This window comes from Micromonospora sp. CA-248089 (genome assembly GCF_050948515.1).
Lineage (GTDB): Bacteria > Actinomycetota > Actinomycetes > Mycobacteriales > Micromonosporaceae > Micromonospora.
Genome location: NZ_CP192016.1, coordinates 5543275 through 5559624, shown reverse-complemented (window position 1 = coordinate 5559624; position 16350 = coordinate 5543275). Strand labels below are relative to the sequence as shown.

Annotated in this window: 15 protein-coding genes; 10 read left to right on the top strand and 5 right to left on the bottom strand. The window is 73.9% G+C overall.

Going from position 1 to position 16350, the window contains the following annotated elements:
- Positions 1–81: 81 nt before the first annotated feature.
- Entirely contained in the window at positions 82–546 is a 465-nt protein-coding gene (locus ACQP26_RS25980) for a hypothetical protein (protein ID WP_269704148.1), read from the top strand.
- A 12-nt stretch (positions 547–558) separates the two neighbouring features.
- Here the strand turns inward: ACQP26_RS25980 and ACQP26_RS25975 are convergent, their stop codons facing one another.
- Positions 559–1569, bottom strand: a complete 1011-nt coding sequence (locus ACQP26_RS25975) for a GNAT family N-acetyltransferase (RefSeq protein WP_269704149.1) — start codon at positions 1567–1569, stop codon at positions 559–561.
- 78 nt (positions 1570–1647) lie between these two features.
- Between ACQP26_RS25975 and fdxA the strand changes: the two genes are divergently transcribed.
- From fdxA to ACQP26_RS25950, 5 genes are read left to right on the top strand one after another with little or no spacing between them, the layout of a single operon-like run.
- Positions 1648–1974 (top strand): ferredoxin, encoded by a 327-nt coding sequence (gene fdxA / locus ACQP26_RS25970; RefSeq protein WP_007464872.1) that lies wholly within the window; start codon positions 1648–1650, stop codon positions 1972–1974.
- Positions 1971–3080 carry a succinyldiaminopimelate transaminase gene (gene dapC, locus ACQP26_RS25965; protein WP_433496202.1) on the top strand — a complete coding sequence of 370 codons (1110 nt, stop codon included), beginning with the start codon at positions 1971–1973 and terminating at the stop codon, positions 3078–3080. The genes fdxA and dapC overlap by 4 nt, the downstream gene beginning before the upstream one ends.
- Position 3081: 1 nt before the next feature.
- A complete protein-coding gene (locus tag ACQP26_RS25960; protein WP_269704151.1) occupies positions 3082–4098 on the top strand; it encodes a prephenate dehydrogenase in 1017 nt (338 codons plus the stop codon).
- Between the two features lie 5 nt (positions 4099–4103).
- Positions 4104–4748 (top strand): SIMPL domain-containing protein, encoded by a 645-nt coding sequence (locus ACQP26_RS25955; RefSeq protein WP_433494233.1) that lies wholly within the window; start codon positions 4104–4106, stop codon positions 4746–4748.
- Positions 4748–5395 carry a nucleoside/nucleotide kinase family protein gene (locus ACQP26_RS25950; RefSeq protein ID WP_281579807.1) on the top strand — a complete coding sequence of 216 codons (648 nt, stop codon included), beginning with the start codon at positions 4748–4750 and terminating at the stop codon, positions 5393–5395. Before ACQP26_RS25955 ends, ACQP26_RS25950 begins: the two co-directional genes overlap by 1 nt.
- A 7-nt stretch (positions 5396–5402) precedes the next feature.
- Here the strand turns inward: ACQP26_RS25950 and ACQP26_RS25945 are convergent, their stop codons facing one another.
- Positions 5403–7982 carry a hypothetical protein gene (locus ACQP26_RS25945; RefSeq protein ID WP_433494232.1) on the bottom strand — a complete coding sequence of 860 codons (2580 nt, stop codon included), beginning with the start codon at positions 7980–7982 and terminating at the stop codon, positions 5403–5405.
- Between the two features lie 83 nt (positions 7983–8065).
- Complete coding sequence (locus tag ACQP26_RS25940) at positions 8066–8632, bottom strand: sugar O-acetyltransferase (protein ID WP_281579809.1); 567 nt, start codon at positions 8630–8632, stop codon at positions 8066–8068.
- 140 nt (positions 8633–8772) lie between these two features.
- On the opposite strand from ACQP26_RS25940, the gene ACQP26_RS25935 reads away from it, so the two are divergent.
- On the top strand, positions 8773–12132 hold the full coding sequence (locus tag ACQP26_RS25935) for a S8 family serine peptidase (RefSeq protein ID WP_433494231.1): 3360 nt from the start codon (positions 8773–8775) through the stop codon (positions 12130–12132).
- Positions 12133–12183: 51 nt separating this feature from the next.
- On the opposite strand, the gene dapD is transcribed toward ACQP26_RS25935, so the two are convergent.
- Positions 12184–13143: a 2,3,4,5-tetrahydropyridine-2,6-dicarboxylate N-succinyltransferase gene (dapD, locus tag ACQP26_RS25930; protein ID WP_433494230.1), complete on the bottom strand. Its 960-nt coding sequence runs from the start codon at positions 13141–13143 to the stop codon at positions 12184–12186.
- 103 nt (positions 13144–13246) lie between these two features.
- Here dapD and dapE point away from each other — a divergent pair, with 103 nt between their 5' ends.
- Positions 13247–14320, top strand: a complete 1074-nt coding sequence (dapE, locus tag ACQP26_RS25925; protein ID WP_433494229.1) for a succinyl-diaminopimelate desuccinylase — start codon at positions 13247–13249, stop codon at positions 14318–14320.
- A gap of 48 nt (positions 14321–14368) precedes the next feature.
- On the opposite strand, the gene ACQP26_RS25920 is transcribed toward dapE, so the two are convergent.
- A complete protein-coding gene (locus tag ACQP26_RS25920; RefSeq protein ID WP_181726661.1) occupies positions 14369–14530 on the bottom strand; it encodes a hypothetical protein in 162 nt (53 codons plus the stop codon).
- Between the two features lie 173 nt (positions 14531–14703).
- Between ACQP26_RS25920 and ACQP26_RS25915 the strand changes: the two genes are divergently transcribed.
- Together ACQP26_RS25915 and ACQP26_RS25910 are read left to right on the top strand one after the other, a co-directional pair.
- Positions 14704–15567 (top strand): TIGR00730 family Rossman fold protein, encoded by an 864-nt coding sequence (locus ACQP26_RS25915; RefSeq protein WP_269706999.1) that lies wholly within the window; start codon positions 14704–14706, stop codon positions 15565–15567.
- A gap of 3 nt (positions 15568–15570) precedes the next feature.
- Positions 15571–16116 (top strand): TIGR00730 family Rossman fold protein, encoded by a 546-nt coding sequence (locus ACQP26_RS25910; protein ID WP_281579811.1) that lies wholly within the window; start codon positions 15571–15573, stop codon positions 16114–16116.
- The last annotated feature ends 234 nt before the right edge of the window (positions 16117–16350 follow it).

Here is a 16350-nt window from a genome sequence, read left to right as displayed (position 1 = left end):
CTGACGCCGCACAGGCGGCGATGGTAGACATTCCTGCCAGAGGCCCGCCGAGGGAGCGGGCGGTACGGCGGGAGGCGTGCGATGGGTCAGCGGTGGCGTGCGGTAGCTGTGCTGGCGGCCGCGTTGTTCGGGGTGAACGTGGTGGCCCGGCTGGTCATCAGATTCGCGTTCCCGGACGACGACACCGCCTCGGGCCGCGTCTCGCTCGCCATGTTCCTGGTCATCGGGCTGATCCTGGCCGGCACCGCCTTCCGGTGGGGCGCCGACCGGCCGCTGGGCCGGTGGGCCGGTGACCTGGCCGCCGCGGTCGCGGTCGCGCTGGCGCTCACCGTGTTCGTCGGCCCGCTGCTGGTCGGGGAGAACCCGTTCGGCGGCGGCGCGGGCCTGTTCTTCGCCCAGATCTGGCTCTATCTCGCTGCGACCGCGGCGGGCGTGCTGGTCGGCTACCTGATCCTCACCGCGCTGGGGCGGGACTACCGGTCCCGCCAGCTCAAGCGGTACGCCGAGATGAAGCGCACCCGGCCCCGCCGGATCGTCCGGCGCTGACCGGAGCGCCGCTCAGGCCGCCGGGGCCACCCGGGTCAGGTAGGTGTGGTGGGTGGTGAAGCCGAGCCTGCGGTAGAGCGCGACGGCGGCGGTGTTGCTCTGCTCGACCTGGAGGAAGGCGTGGCCGGCGCCCTCGGCGGCACCCCAGCCGGCCAGCGCGCGTACGACAGCGGCGGCGAATCCGCGCCGACGCGCCTCGGGCAGCACTTCGAGCAGGCTGACGCCGAGCCAGCGGCCTTCGCCGGTCACCGTCCCCCGGCCGATGGCGAGCACCCGGCCGTCGACGCGCAGCTCGGCGAAGCGGACCCGCTCGACGGCGGTGAGGACGTGCCGCGCGGCGTCCGGCAGGCCGCCCTTGCGGCTGGCGGAGATGGCCAGCCAGTCGTCGGTGGGCGCGCCGCCCAGAGTCACCGGCGGCGTGCCGTCCGGGCCGGCGAGCGGCGGCGTGTCGGAGTCCGGCGGCGTGTCGGCGAGCCCGGCGTCCGGCGGCGCGGCCAGGGCGCGCAGCGGGACGGTCTGCACCAGTACCGGGGGCCGGGACGTCCAGCCGCGCGCGTCCAGCTCCGCGCCGACCGGGGCGGCCAGCGGCAGTGGGGTGTTCACCAGGGCGGGCCCGCCGCGCTCGGCGTACCAGCGCTGCACCGCGTCCAGCGCGGCGGGCAGCGGGCGGTCCGGGTCGCCGACCGGTAGCGCGCTGTTCGCCCGGCCGGTCCAGCCGTCGGCCCAGCGCAGCCGCCAGTCGCCGAGCCGTCCGCGTACCGGCGCGGGCCACGCCTCGTCGGCGGCCAGCTCCAGCGCGACCACGGCGGCAGCGGTGGGCCGCCGGGCCGGCGGCACCCGCTTGGCCCGGTGCACCTCGGCCACCGGTACGCGCAGCGGACCGGCGTCGGTGGAGAGGGTGATGTGGGTCTCGCTGAGCTCCACGAGCTCGCCGAGCGCGTCGGAGAACAGCGTGCGGCCCTCGCGAATCCCCACAATCCGGCGGACCACGATCCGGTGTCCCACGTCCTGCTGTCGGAGCACGATCGACCCCCTCCCCGGCGAGATACTAGGCTCTTACCGTTGCGGGTGATCGCGACGAGTCTGCGGAGGAGAAGACCGGTGACCTACATCATCGCCGAGCCGTGCGTGGATGTGCTCGACAAGGCATGCATCGAGGAGTGCCCGGTCGACTGCATCTACGAGGGCAATCGGATGCTCTACATCCACCCCGACGAGTGCGTCGACTGTGGTGCCTGCGAGCCGGTCTGCCCGGTCGAAGCGATCTTCTACGAGGACGACGTCCCGGAGCAGTGGAAGGACTACACCGGGGCCAACTACGAGTTCTTCGAGGACCTGGGCTCGCCCGGTGGCGCCTCGAAGATCGGCAAGGTGGAGAAGGACGCCACCTTCGTCGCCGCGCAGCCGCCGCGCGGCGAGGGCCACTGAACCGGCGCTCGCCGGTCTCGGCACGGCTGCCCGACTTCACCTGGGACACCCTGGACGCCGCGGCCACCACGGCCGCGGCGCATCCGGGCGGTCTCATCAACCTGTCGATGGGCACGCCGGTCGATCCGGTGCCAGAGCTGATCCGCCAGGCCCTGGCCGACGCGTCGAACGCGCCGGGCTACCCGCTGACCGCCGGTACGCCCGCCCTGCGGGACGCGATCGCGGCGTGGGTCGCGCGGGCCTGCGGCGCGGGCGTGGACGGCCTGGGCGTGCTGCCGACGATCGGCTCCAAGGAGCTGGTGGCCTGGCTGCCCACGCTGCTCGGGCTCGGTCCCGGTGACGTGGTGGTGGTGCCGTCGGTCGCCTACCCGACCTACGAGGACGGGGCCCGGCTCGTCGGCGCGACCACGGTACGCACCGACTCACTGACCGCGCTGGGCCCGGATCCCCGGGTCCGCCTGGTCTGGGTCAACTCGCCGGGCAACCCGACCGGCCGGGTGCTGCCCTCCGCCCACCTGCGCAAGGTGGTCGAGTGGGCGCGCGAGCGCGGTGCGGTGGTCGCCAGCGACGAGTGCTACCTGCCGCTGGGCTGGGACGCCGAGCCCGTCTCGGTGCTGTCGCCCGAGGTGTGTGGCGGCTCGTACGACGGTGTGCTGGCGGTCCACTCGCTGTCCAAGCGTTCCAACCTGGCCGGATACCGGGCCGGGTTCGTCGCCGGCGACCCGGCGCTGGTGGCCGAGCTGCTCAAGATCCGCAAGCACGCGGGGCTGATCGTGCCGGCCCCGGTGCAGGCCGCCATGGTGGCCGCGCTCGGCGACCAGGAGCACGCCGACGCCCAGCGGGAGCGCTACCGCGTCCGCCGGGAGAAGCTGCGCGCGGCGTTCACCGGCGCGGGCTTCACCGTCGAGCACTCGGAGGCCGGGCTCTACCTGTGGCTCACCCGGGACGAGGACTGCTGGGAGACCGTCGAGTGGCTGGCCCGCCGGGGCATCCTGGTGGCCGCCGGTGTCTTCTACGGCCCGGCCGGCGCCCGGCACGTCCGGGTGGCGCTCACCGAGTCCGACGAGCGCGTCGACGCGGTGGCCGGGCGGCTCGCCGAGGCCTGACATGGCGGGCGAGCTGGCGCGGGCGGCGGTGGTCGGCACCGGGCTGATCGGCGGCTCGGTGCTGCTGCGGCTGCACGAGGCGGGGGTCGACGTGGCCGGCTGGGATCCCGATCCGGCGGCCCGCCAGCAGGTCCGCGACCGGGGCGTCGAGGCGCCCGGCACGGTCGAGGAGGCGGTCACCGGGCGGGACGTGGTGTTCCTCTGCGGCCCGCTGCCCACGCTGCCGGCGACGCTGGCCCAGGTCGCCGCCGTCACCGACGACGGGTGCGTGCTCACCGACGTGGGCAGCGTCAAGGCCGAGGTGAGCACCGCCGCCACCGTGCTGGGGCTCGGGCACCGGTTCGTGCCAGGCCACCCGATGGCCGGCGCGGACCGCGCCGGAGCGGGCGCCGCCGACCCGGACCTGCTCGACGGCGCCGCCTGGGTGCTCTGCCCGGGGCCGACCGGCCTGGACGCGTTCCGACGGCTGGCGGTGCTGCTGGTGGACGTCTTCCACGCCCGGGTGGTGCCGATGTCCGCCCCGGAGCACGACGGTGCCGCCGCGCTCGCCTCGCACGTACCGCACGTGCTGGCCGGCGCGCTGGCCGGCACCGTGCACCGGTCGGCGTTGCGGGACGCGGTGTTGACGCTCGCCGCCGGCAGCTTCTCCGACGGCACCCGGGTCGCCGGCGGGCCACCCGAGCGGACCGCGAACATGCTGCTCGGCAACCGGGACCGCGTCCTCGCCGAACTGGACGCGCTCGGCGCGTTCCTGAACGACCTGACCGAGGCGCTGCGCGGCGGCGACGCGGGTGCGCTGGCGGACCGGTTCGCCGAGGGGCGGGACGTCCGCGCGACGCTGCGGGCCCGGACGTTCACCACGCACCGGCGGGAGTTCCCGGCCGACGACGACCACGCGGGCGAGCTGGCGTACCTGCGGGAGCTGGGCGCGGCGGGCGGCCACCTGAGCGAGGTGCGGGAGGCGGCGGGCGCGGTCACCTACATGGGGCACCTGCCGGCCACCCCGCCGTTAGGCTGAGCGGCATGGCTGACGCACCGGTCGTGGCGGTACGCGGTGAGGCGTACCGGGAGGTGGCTCCCGAGCTGGCCCGCTTCACCGTGACGGCGACGGCGCGGGACCGGGACCGGGAGACCACGCTGACCCGGCTGGCCGAACGGGCCGCCGCGGTGCGCGCGCTGCTCGACGCGGCCGGGCCCGTGGTGGAGCGCCGGGAGACCGGCCAGGTCCACGTCTGGCCGGTGACGAAGCGCTCCGGCGAGCGGGTGGTGGCCTACCAGGGCAGCGTGAGCACCACAGTGACGACCACCGACTTCACCGCGCTCGGCGAGCTGATGCTCCGCCTGGCCGACCAGGAGCAGGTCGAGGTGGCCGGGCCGGTGTGGTCGCTGCGTCCGGACAGCCCGGCCTACCGGGAGGCGCGGCAGGCCGCGATCGCCGACGCGCTGGTCCGGGCCCGGGAGTACGCCGAGGCGCTCGGCGCCCGGGTGATCGCGTTGCGGGAGCTGTCCGACACCGGGATGAGCGCCGGGCCGCCGATGATGATGGTCGGGGCGGCGTACTCGCGTTCCGCCGAGCCGGAGCGCGAACTGGAGCTGGACCCGGCGCCGCAGCCGGTGCAGGCGGCGGTCGAGGCGCGGTTCACCATCAGCGAGCCGGTGCTGGGCTGATGCCACCGGCGGAGGTGCTGCCGCTCGACGAGCTGGTCGCCCGAGCGCGGGCGCTGGCCGAGGCGGGTCCGCGTCAGCTGCTCGGCATCGCCGGCGCGCCCGGCGCGGGCAAGTCCACCCTGGCCGAACGGATCGTGGCCGCGCTCGGCCCGGTCGCCCGGCTGGTCCCGATGGACGGCTTCCACCTGGCCGGGTCGGAGCTGGCGCGGCTCGGCCGGGCCGACCGCAAGGGCGCGCCGGACACGTTCGACGTCAACGGCTTCGTCTCCGTGCTGCGCCGGTTGCGCCGGCTGGAACCGACGTCGGTGTGGGCGCCGGAGTTCCGCCGCGACCTGGAGGAGCCGGTCGCCGGGGCGATCGAGGTGCCGCCCGAGGTGCGCCTGGTGGTCACCGAGGGCAACTACCTGCTGCTGCGGGATGACCCGTGGGAGGAGGTGCGCACCCTCGTACACCAGATCTGGTTCCTGGACCTGGACGCGGAGCTGCGGCTGCGCCGGCTCACCGCCCGCCACGAGGCGTACGGGAAGTCGCCGGAGCAGGCCCGCGCCTGGGCGCTGGGCAGCGACGAGGAGAACGCCCGGCGAGTGGCCGGCACGGCCGGGCACGCCGATCTGGTGGTACGCCTGGCCGACCCACCGCAGGCGTGACGCCGGGTCAGCCGGTCCGCTGCCGGGGTGAGGGCACGGTGCGGCGCAGCAGCCGCGCCACCACCGCGCGCTCGCGGGTGAACTCCACCGCCTCCGGGTAGCCGCTGTGGCTGCGGATGGGCGGGTCGGCCACCTCGCCCCCGGACGGGTGCAGCGCCTCCGGGTCGGCCACCGGCACGTCCCGCTGACCGGCGCTGACCTGCCAGCCCAGCGGGTCGGTGTCCCGCCAGAAGTTCGTCCAGGCCACGTGCCCGCCGGGCCAGGTGAGCGCACCGGCCAGCGCCCGCAGTCGTTCCGGCCCGAAGTAGGACGGGAAGACCCGGCCGTAGAGCCGGGTGAGCTGACAGCCGTACGAAAAGAACCAGGTCCGCAACCGCCACCGGCGGGGCAGTTGCAGCAGAACCGCGGCGCAGATGACGGTGCCCTGGCTGTGCCCGGAGAGGATGATGCCGTCCATCCGGTCGCCGTGGTGCGGCGGCAGCGCCAGCAGGCCCGCCACCCGGGTCTGGAGTTCCGGTACGGCGCGTTCGGCGTAGCTGGGCGGCGCGAGCGGATGGGCGGCCCGGGGCCAGAACGTGCACACGTCCCAGATCACGCCGACCGAGCGGCGTACCGAGTCGGTGCGGTAGACGAGCAGCCCGAGCGCCGCCATCACCACCGGCAGCCAGCCGAGGACGGCGTCGCCGCGTTCGGCGGTCCAGTGGATGGCGGTCTGCCAGCCGGACGGGGACAGCGGGCTGGGCCGTTCGCCGGACAGGGCGGCGGCGCAGCAGAGGGTGACAAGGATCGCGCAGAACGCGGCGTAGCAGCCCACCAGCCGTACCGCCTGCTCGCCGACCAGCCGGTGCAGCGCCCGGTACGTGCTGACGTCGCGGCAGCGCCGCAGGTCGTGCGCGGACAGTCCGGGTGTGTCGGCCAGCCGGGCGTACTCGACCCGGCGCAGGCGGTGCAGCAGGACGACGGCCCGGACCAGCAGCGCGATCAGCGCGGCCAGGCCGACCGCGCAGGCCAGCCCGGCCCAGAAGACGGCGAGCGGCGGCACGACCCGGCTCGGGCCGCTCGGCTCGGCCGACGCGTCGAGCCGGTCGCTGACCCAGTAGAGCAGCCCGGCGCAGTAGGCGACCGCCATCATCCAGCCGAACCCGGCGATGACCGCCGGGGCGCAGCCGCGCCAGGCGAGATCGGTGTACGCGCCGAGCGGCTGGGTCGGCACCGCCGGACGCAGGCGGGGCAGGAACAGCCCGGCGGTGGCCAGCGCGACGGCCGGACCGACCAGCATCCAGGTGTGCAGCTCGTCCGGCGCGGCGGGCAGCGCGGGCAGGCCGCGTTCGATCCAGGTCGCGCCGAGCGGCAGCAGCACCATCCCGGCGGCGGGCCCGGCCAGCGCCCGGCGGCCGGAGCGGTTCGCCGCGGCGATGGCGAGCAGCAACAGCACCTGGTACGCGACGAGCCAGGCGACCGCCGTGTCGTACCCGGGCAGGGACCGGTCGGCGTGGCAACCGGGGGTGTCCGGCTGCGCCGCGCATCCGTCCGGCGGGCGGTACGTCGACAGCGGCTGCCCGGCCGCGCCCTCGGGGAGCAGCAGCAGGGCGAACGTCCCGATCAGGCCGAGTGCGGTGAGCGCCGCGACCGCCGCGCTCCAGCGGCCGAGCGGGGTGGCGCCCTGACGCCGGCTCAGCCAGGGCCGGGCGACCGCGACCACGGCGATCACCACCACTGCGGCGAGCAGCGTCACTGTGGGCCAGGCGACGGCGGCCCGCACACCGCGCGGCGGGTCCATGATCAGCGCCGCGACGACCGGTACGGCGGCGGCGCTGACCGCACCGGTGCACAGGTGCAGCACGGCGGCTCGGCGCAGTTGACCCTCCCCGTTCCAGAACGTCGGGTCCTGGAGCGGGTTCCGTGAGGGCTCACGCGGCGGTTCGACCGGTTCCCCGTCCGCCCGGGCCGGCGCGTGGTGGTGCGGATCGGCGGGCATCTGGGCCTCGTACTGGTAGGTGCGGAAGGCGACGAGCCCGATCGCGGCCAGCACGAGCAGTGGCAGCAGCAGCCCGATCGCGAGAGCGCGGGTGCCCTCGCGCCACCAGGAGTCGCCGAGGAACTCCCACGGGCCGGGGATCTTGCGGAGGCAGTCCGTCTCGACGCACTGCCAGCCGACGAGGTCCACGCCGACGCCGGTCACGGTGAGGACGAGCGTGCAGGTCAGGCTCAGGCAGAACAGGCGGATCAGCCAGGCGGTGATGCCGGACCGGCTGGCCCAGCGTTCCTGGTCCGGGTCGGGCGGGATGCCGTCGCGGGCGTGCAGCGCGACGTTCGCCAGGGCGAAAGGGAGCATCAGCGTCCACAGCGCCCGTTCCACGTCCCGCCGGGTCCGCGCGCCGGAGGTCAACTGCCCCCAGCTGTACGCCTCGACGGTGATCGGGTCGTCCCGGCCCGCCGCGCTGGACCGGAAGAAGCCGGTGGTCTGACCGCCGGCGACCAGCGTTGGTTGCGCACCGTCACCGTTGATGCCGGCGTTCAGACCGAGCAGCTGGTCCGGCGGGGTGTTGGAGACCCCGTGCACCCGCAGTTCGAGGACCCGTTCCATCGTGCCTCCCGGTAAACGTGCTACTACCCAGAGTGCGCGACGGGCCGGGAATCCGCATCCGCTGGAACGGTTGTTCCCGCAGCTCAGGACGGTTGAGCCAGGCTCCTGATCGGACGAGCGGGGTTACCTACCGCGACCACGTTCGCCGGCAGGTCGCGGGTGACCACCGCGCCCGCGCCGACCACCGTGTTCTCGCCGATGGCCACGCCGGCCAGGACGATCACGCCCCCGCCGAGCCAGACGTTGTCACCGATGGTGATGGGTAGGGCCGATTCCCATTTGGCCCGGCGTGCCTCCGGCTCCACCGGGTGCGTGGCGGTGAGCAGTTGCACGTTCGGTCCGATCTGGACGTCGGCGCCGATGGTGATGCGGGCGACGTCGAGGAAGACCGCGTTGAAGTTGACGAACGTCCGCGGGCCGATGTGCGTCTGGTACCCGTAGTCGCAGTACAGCGGTGGCCGGACCCAGGCGTCCTCGCCGAGTGAGCCGAGCAGTTCCCGCAGCGCGGCGAGGCGGCCGGGCGGGTCGTCGGCGGAACTGCGGTTGAACCGCTCGCTGAGCCGGGCCGCGCGCTCCAGGTCGGCGATGATCGCCGGATCGTCGGCGATGTACGGCTCGCCGGCCAGCATCCGGTCCTTCATGGAGGTCATCGTTCGATCGTCCCGGCCGGGCCGGGGACGCGGTGCCGGTTCCGTCGGATCGGCGACTTCCTGTTGCATACGCGGTATGCAATTCTGATACCCGCGTCGATGTGTCCCTCATCGATGAAACGCCCAACGAAGGAGGAAGGTTGCTCCGGAACCGCAGAAAGCTGACGGCGCTCGGCCTCGGCCTGGCGCTGGCGCTCGGCCTGCCGGTGCCCGCGCTGGCCGCCGCGCCGACCGGCCCGTCCGCACCGACCGGGCCATCCGCACCGACCGGCCCGTCCGCCCAGGCCGGCGCCCGCCCGGTCACCGTCACCCTGATCACCGGCGACCGGGTCACCGTCGCCCCCGGCGGCCGTGCCGCGGTACGCCCCGGTGCCGGTCGCGCCGGCATCCAGTTCATGGTCGGACGGGAGCGCGACCGGCTCACCGTGCTGCCGCAGGACGCGCTCCCGCTGGTCCGCGCGGGCAAGCTCGACCGGCGGCTGTTCGACGTGAGCGGGCTGATCGAGGCCGGCTACGACGACGCGCGGCGCGACAGCGTACCGCTGCTCGTGACGTACCGGCCGGGGGCGGCCCGGCGGACGGCGGCCCCGCTCGCCGGCGCGCGGGTGACCCGCGACCTGCCGGCGATCGCCGGCGCGGCGGTCGTCGCCGACAAGGGTGACACCGGCGCGCTCTGGAAGGCGGTGAGCGCCGACCGTTCCGGCGCCCGGCTCGACGCGGCGGGGGGTGTCGACCGGATCTGGCTGGACGGCCGGCGGCGGCTGACACTCGACCACAGCGTGCCGCAGATCGGCGCGCCGACCGCGTGGGCCGCCGGATACACGGGTAAGGGCGTGCGGGTAGCGGTGCTCGACACCGGCGTCGACCTCACCCACCCGGACCTGGCCGGCAAGGTCGCCGAGTCGCGCAACTTCACCGAGGAGGCGGACCCGGACGACATCGTCGGGCACGGCACGCATGTGGCCTCCACCATCGCCGGCAGCGGCGCCGCCTCGGGCGGGAAGTACCGGGGCGTGGCGCCCGACGCCACGCTGCTGTCCGGAAAGGTCTGCGAGGTCTACGGCTGCACCGAGTCGGCCATCCTGGCCGGCATGCAGTGGGCCGCGGCCGAGCAGGACGCCACTGTCGTGAACATGAGCCTCAGCGGCGGCGACACCCCGGAGGTGGACCCGCTGGAGGAGGCGGTCGGGACGCTCACCGAGCAGCACGGGACGCTGTTCGTGATCTCGGCCGGCAACGACGGTGTCGACGGCTCGGTCGGCTCGCCGGCCACCGCCGACGCCGCGCTCGCGGTCGGCGCCGTGGACCGGGACGACGCGCTCGCCGACTTCTCCAGCCGCGGTCCCCGGGTCGGCGACGGGGCGATCAAGCCGGACATCACCGCGCCGGGTGTGGAGATCGTGGCCGCGCGGGCCGCGAACGGCCAGATCGGCGACCCGGTGGGGGACCGGTACGCCTCGCTGTCCGGCACGTCGATGGCCGCCCCGCACGTGGCCGGCGCGGTCGCGCTGCTCGCCCAGCAGCACCCCGGCTGGACGCCTGAGCGCTACAAGGCGACGCTCATGGCCTCGGCGAAGCCGCACCCCGAGCAGACCGCGTTCCAGCAGGGCGCGGGCCGGGTCGACCTCGCCCGCGCGATCACCCAGCAGGTGACGAGCGAACCGGCGTCCGTCTCGTTCGGCGTGGCGACCTGGCCGCACACCGACGACCAGCCGATCAGCCGGACGGTCACCTACCGCAACGGCGGGACCGCGCCGCTCACGCTGGACCTGAGCACCGCGTTCACCGGGCCGGGCGGGCGGACCGCACCGGCCGGCATGCTCACCCTCAGCGCCTCCCGGCTCACCGTCCCGGCGGGCGGCAGCGCCCAGGTGACGGTCGTGGTGGACACCCGGCTCGGCGGCGCCGACGGCTACTGGACCGGCCGCCTGCTCGCCCGCGCCGGCGACGCGGTGGCGGTGACGCCGCTCGCTGTCGACCGCGAGGTGGAGAGCTACGACCTGACCGTGACGCACCGCAACCGCTCCGGTGCCCTGACCGACGGCTACTACACCGTTCTGCTCGGGCTCGACGACGGCAGCTACCGGGACGTCTACGGCGCCGGCGGCGAGACCCGGATCCGGGTGCCGAAGGGCCGGTACGGCGCGCACAGCCTGATCTTCGTCGACGGCGACGAGGGCTGGTCGGAGGTCTCCTTCCTCGCCCAGCCGGAACTGGTGGTGGCCGGGAACCAGCGGCTCACGCTGGACGCCCGGCGGGCGAAGCCGGTCCGCACCACGGTGCCGCAGCGCGGCGCGGCACCACTGCTGATCGACGTCACAGCGGCCTGGGGATTCGGCGACTACTACAACAGCTTCGGGCTGTGGACCGACCGGTTCGAGGGCCTCTACTCGGCCCAGATCGGCCGCACCGTCTCCGACAAGGTGTTCGTCGGATCGCTCGCCAGCCAGTGGCTGGAACCCACCGCGCCGGAGCGCAGCCCGTACTTCTATGGCTTGACCGACTTGTTCCCCGGCCGGTTCCCGACCGGTTTCATCCGGCACTACCGGCCGGCGGACCTGGCCGTCGTCACGAACCGGTTTGCCGCCGGGTACGCCGGGATGGACAACGAACGGATCGTGTTCGGTTTCCCCGACTACGCCATCGGTGCCTCGGCCATCGGGGCTCCGGTTCAGGTGCCGGGCAAGCGGGTCGAGTACCTGAGCACCACCCGCCTCAGCTGGAGCAGCGAGCTGAACTTCGGTGAGCGGGGCGAGGACGGCTGGCTCCAGCCGCAGGCGGTGCTGGAGGCCGTGCCCACCCGCTACCGGGCCGGGCACACCTACCGCGACGAGTGGAACAAGGCCCCGTTCGGCCCGTCGTTCCCGCAGCCGCAGTGGCCGGAGCAGGGCATCACCCGTACCGGTGACACCATCGTGGTCTCGCTGCCGGTGCACAGCGACGCGGCCGGGCACCCCGGCGGTTCGTTCAACGACGTCGAGCAGACCCGGCTCCACCGCAACGGCAAGCTGGTCGGCGAATCGCCCTACCCGGGGTACGGCGAGTTCACAGTGCCGCCGGGAGCGGCGAACTACCGGCTGGAGACCGTGGCGAAGCGCGACTTCACCGACCTGAGCACCGAGGTGTCGGCGAGCTGGACGTTCCGCTCCAAGCGAGTTCCGGGTGACGTGCCGACCCGGCTGCCGGCCATGGCGGTCCGGTTCACCCCGCCGCTGGCGGTGGACAGTTCCGCCCCGGCGGGCCGGACGTTCACCGTGCCGGTGGCGGTGCAGCGACAGCCCGGCGCGCCGTCCGGCCGGGTCGTCGCGCTCACCGTCGACGTCTCCTACGACGGCGGGAAGACCTGGCGCAAGGCGACAGTGAAGAAGCAGGGCGGGGCGTGGACGGCCACCGTCCGGCACCCGGCCGGCCCGGGGTACGCGTCGTTGCGGGCCACCGCCCGGGACGACGCCGGCAACACCGTGACCCAGCGGATCATCCAGGCGTACCGCCTGCGGTGAGCCGGCCGTCCGGGTCCGCGCGGTGAGCGCGGACCCGGACGGGGGTACGGCTCAGTCGTTGGCGTGCAGCGCGGCGTTGAGTTTGATGCCCTGGCCGGTGCGGGGCTTCGCCTCCAGCGCGCCGGTCACCGAGTTGCGCCAGAACAGCAGCCCGTCGACGCCGGACAGCTCGCGGGCCTTGACCGCCCGGCCGTCCGGCAGGGTGATCTTCGAGGCGGCAGTGATGTAGCAGCCGGCCTCCACCACGCAGTCGTCGCCCAGCGTGATGCCGACACCGGCGTTCGCGCCGACCAGGCTCCGCTCACCGATGCGCACCTTCTCCGTGCCACCGCCGGAGAGCGTGCCCATGATCGAGGCGCCACCGCCGATGTCGGAGCCGTCGCCGACCACCACGCCCTGCACGATGCGGCCCTCGACCATCGAGGTGCCCAGCGTGCCGGCGTTGAAGTTGACGAAGCCCTCGTGCATGACGGTGGTGCCGGAGGACAGGTACGCGCCGAGCCGGACCCGGTCCGCGTCGGCGATCCGCACCCCGGACGGCACCACGTAGTCGGTCATCCGGGGGAACTTGTCCACCCCGTACACGGCCAGGTGACGGCCGGCGGCCCGCTCGATGACGCGCAGCTCGTCCACCCGCTCCGGCGGGCACGGCCCGGCCGACGTCCAGGCCACGTTCGCCAGCTTGCCGAAGATGCCGTCGAGGTTCAGCTCGTTGGGCCGCACCAGGCGGTGGGAGAGCAGGTGCAACCGCAGGTACGCGTCGGCGGCGTCCTTGATCGGGTCGTCCAGCGAGCCGATCAGCGTGGTCACCTCGACCGTGCGCAGCCCGGGCAGCGCCCGCTCGCCGATCGCACCCGGCGGCAGGTCGAGCACGTCGGCCCGGTCCTCGCCGGGCACCAGCGGCAGCTCGCCCAGGCCCAGCTTGCCGGTCGGGTACCAGGTGTCGAGCACCTGGTCCTGCGCGGTGACGGTGGCCAGGCCGATACCCCAGGCGGATGGTGCGGACGTCACGGTGACACCTCTCTGCTCCGGCGGCGGCGTCCGCCGCTGCTCGCGGCCGGGGGCGCGGCACGTGTTCCTCGCGCCCACCGAGGATGACGGTACCGTGCGAGACATGCAGAACCCGTTGACCCCCGAGGTCCTGGCCGATCCGGTGGCGCTGACCCGCGCCCTGGTCGACATCGAGTCGGTGTCCCTCAACGAGAAGGCCATCGCCGACTGCGTCGAGGAGGTGCTGCGCGGTGTGCCGCACCTGACCACCTACCGGCACTCGAACACCGTCATGGCCCGTACCGACCTGGGCCGGGCGCAGCGCGTGGTGCTCGCCGGTCACCTGGACACCGTTCCGCTCAACGGCAACTTCCCCTCGACCATGCGCGGCGACCTGATGTATGGCTGCGGCACCTCCGACATGAAGTCCGGCGTGGCGTTCGCGCTGCACCTGGCGGTGACGCTGCCCGACCCGCGCTACGACGTCACGTACTTCTTCTACGAGGCCGAGGAGATCGAGTCGAGGTACAACGGCCTCACCCTGGTCGCGCAGAGCCACCCCGAGTGGCTGGACGCCGACTTCGCGGTGCTGCTGGAGCCGACGTACGGGATCGTCGAGGCGGGCTGCCAGGGCACCATGCGGGCGGTGGTCACCACGCACGGCGAGCGGGCCCACGCGGCGCGCTCCTGGCACGGCGTGAACGCCATCCACGGCGCGAGCGAGGTGCTGCGGCGGCTGACCACGTACGAGGCGCGCCGGGTGACGATCGAGGGCTGCGACTACCGCGAGGGCCTCAACGCGGTGCGGATCGCCGGCGGGGTGGCCGGCAACGTCATCCCGGACCACTGCGAGATCGAGATCAACTACCGGTACGCCCCGGACCGCGACCCGGCGGGCGCCGAGGCGCACCTGCGCGAGGTCTTCGCCGGCTTCGACCTGGAGGTCACCGACGCGGCCGCCGGTGCTCCGCCCGGGCTGGAGAGCCCGGCGGCGCAGGAGTTCCTGGCGGCGGTCGGTGCCGCGCCGATCGGCAAGCTGGGCTGGACGGACGTGGCGCGGTTCGCGGCGATGGGCATTCCGGCGCTGAACTTCGGCCCCGGGGACCCGAACCTGGCGCACCACAAGGACGAGCACGTCGAACTGACCAAGATCCGGGACGGCGCGGCGACGCTGCACCGCTGGCTGGCCCCCGCCTGACGCGCTGCGATCCCGGGGCCCGCGCCCGCCCCGCGGGCCCCGGGACCGTCAGACGGTCGTCGTCAGGGGTGCGTCCGCCTCGCCGGTCTCGCCGGTCAGGTCGGACCGGTGGGTCTCCATCATCCGGGCGCGGCGGCGCTCGGCCACCACGTCGCGGATCCGTCGCTGCATCTGACGGCGGATCCGGATCATCTCGCTGTTACTGATCAACGCTGGCTCCTCCCCCGAAGGCGCGTCGCCCGGGGTATACCGGGTATGTGAATAGTAAGACGTCCGTGCGACCGAATTAGTTGCCCGGATCCCAAAGATTTCTCCGGCTCCCGGGCCTGCGCGCCGCGTGAGAGCCGCTCCACTACGGTGGCCCCATGGGCGAGAGCAGGGAAATGTCGGCCGAGGGCGGCCGGCGGGGGGAGCGGCACCGGGGAGAACGGCACCGCGGGGCGGTGACGCTGCGCAATCGGGCGATTCCGACGAGTACAGCTGATCAGCGGCTGCTCGACTCCCGGGGCCGCAGCGACTGGAAGACCAAGGACGCCTGGCGCGCGCTGCGGATCCTCTCCGAGTTCGTCGAGGGCTTCGACACCCTCGCGGACCTGCCCCCGGCGGTGAGCGTCTTCGGCTCCGCCCGCAGCAAGCCGGACAGCCCCGAGTGCCGGATGGCCGAGGAACTGGGCGGCGCCCTGGCCCGGGCCGGCTACGCGGTGATCACCGGTGGCGGCCCCGGCGTGATGGAGGCCGCCAACCGGGGCGCCGGTGAGGCCGGCGGCCTCTCCGTCGGGCTCGGCATTGAGCTGCCGTTCGAACAGGGCCTCAACGACTGGGTCGACCTGGCCATCGACTTCCGCTACTTCTTCGCCCGCAAGACCATGTTCGTCAAGTACGCCCAGGCGTTCGTGGTGCTGCCCGGCGGCTTCGGCACCCTGGACGAGCTGTTCGAGGCGCTCACCCTGGTGCAGACCGGCAAGGTGACCCGCTTCCCGGTCGTGCTGATGGGCACCGACTACTGGCGGGGCCTGCTCGACTGGCTGCGCGGCACCATGGCCGCCGAGGGCAAGATCGGCCAGGCCGACCTCGACCTGATCCGTCTCACCGACGACGTCAACGAGGCCGTCCGGCACATCGTGGAGGCCGAGGCGGTGCTCTCCGCCGAGCAGGAGGCGGTCCGCGAGGAGGCGGTCGCCCGGCTGGCCGCCGACCAGCGCGCCGCCGCCGAGGCCGCCCCCGAGGGCCCGGCGGGACGGAGCTGACCCGTGGCCAACGTCTGTGTCTTCTGCGCGTCCTCCCGTACCCTCGACGCCCGCTGGCTCGCGCTCGCCACCGAGACCGGTGCGGAACTGGCCCGGCGCGGGCACACGCTGGTCAGCGGCGGCGGCTGCGTCGGGATGATGGGCGCCGTGGTGCAGGGCGCGCGGGCGGCCGGTGGCCGCACCGTCGGTGTCATCCCGCAGTCCCTGGTCGACCTGGAGGTCGCCGACCTGGACTCCGACGAGCTGCTGGTGACCGACAGCCTGGCCAGCCGCAAGACGCTGATGGACGAGAAGTCCGACGCGTTCGTGGCGCTGCCCGGCGGCCTCGGCACGCTCGACGAGCTGTTCGAGGTGTGGACCACCGCCACCCTGGCCCTGCACGCCAAGCCGATGGTGATCGTCGACGTGGACGGCTTCTACCGGCCGTTGCTCGACTGGATCCGCGGGCTCGGCGAACAGCAGTTCCTCAAGCCGGCCGCGCTGGACCTGCTGATGGTCGCCGACAGTGTCCCCGCCGCCCTGGACCTGGTGGACGCCCGCCTGACCTGACCCCCCGCCCCGCCGCGCCGCGTTGCCCCGCGGGGAGATCTTGGTAGGAAATGGCCCCTGTGGGGGCACTTTCGTACCAAGATCTGTCCGGATCTCGGGAGGCGGGAAGCGGTTCTCGAATGATGGATGCCGGGCGGCCGTATCAGGGACGCAGTCGGGGTCGGCATACGTAACCGCTGCGCCGGACTTGTGGTCGCCTCCGCGTCCGCCGACCGGGACAGCGGATGCGGTTGT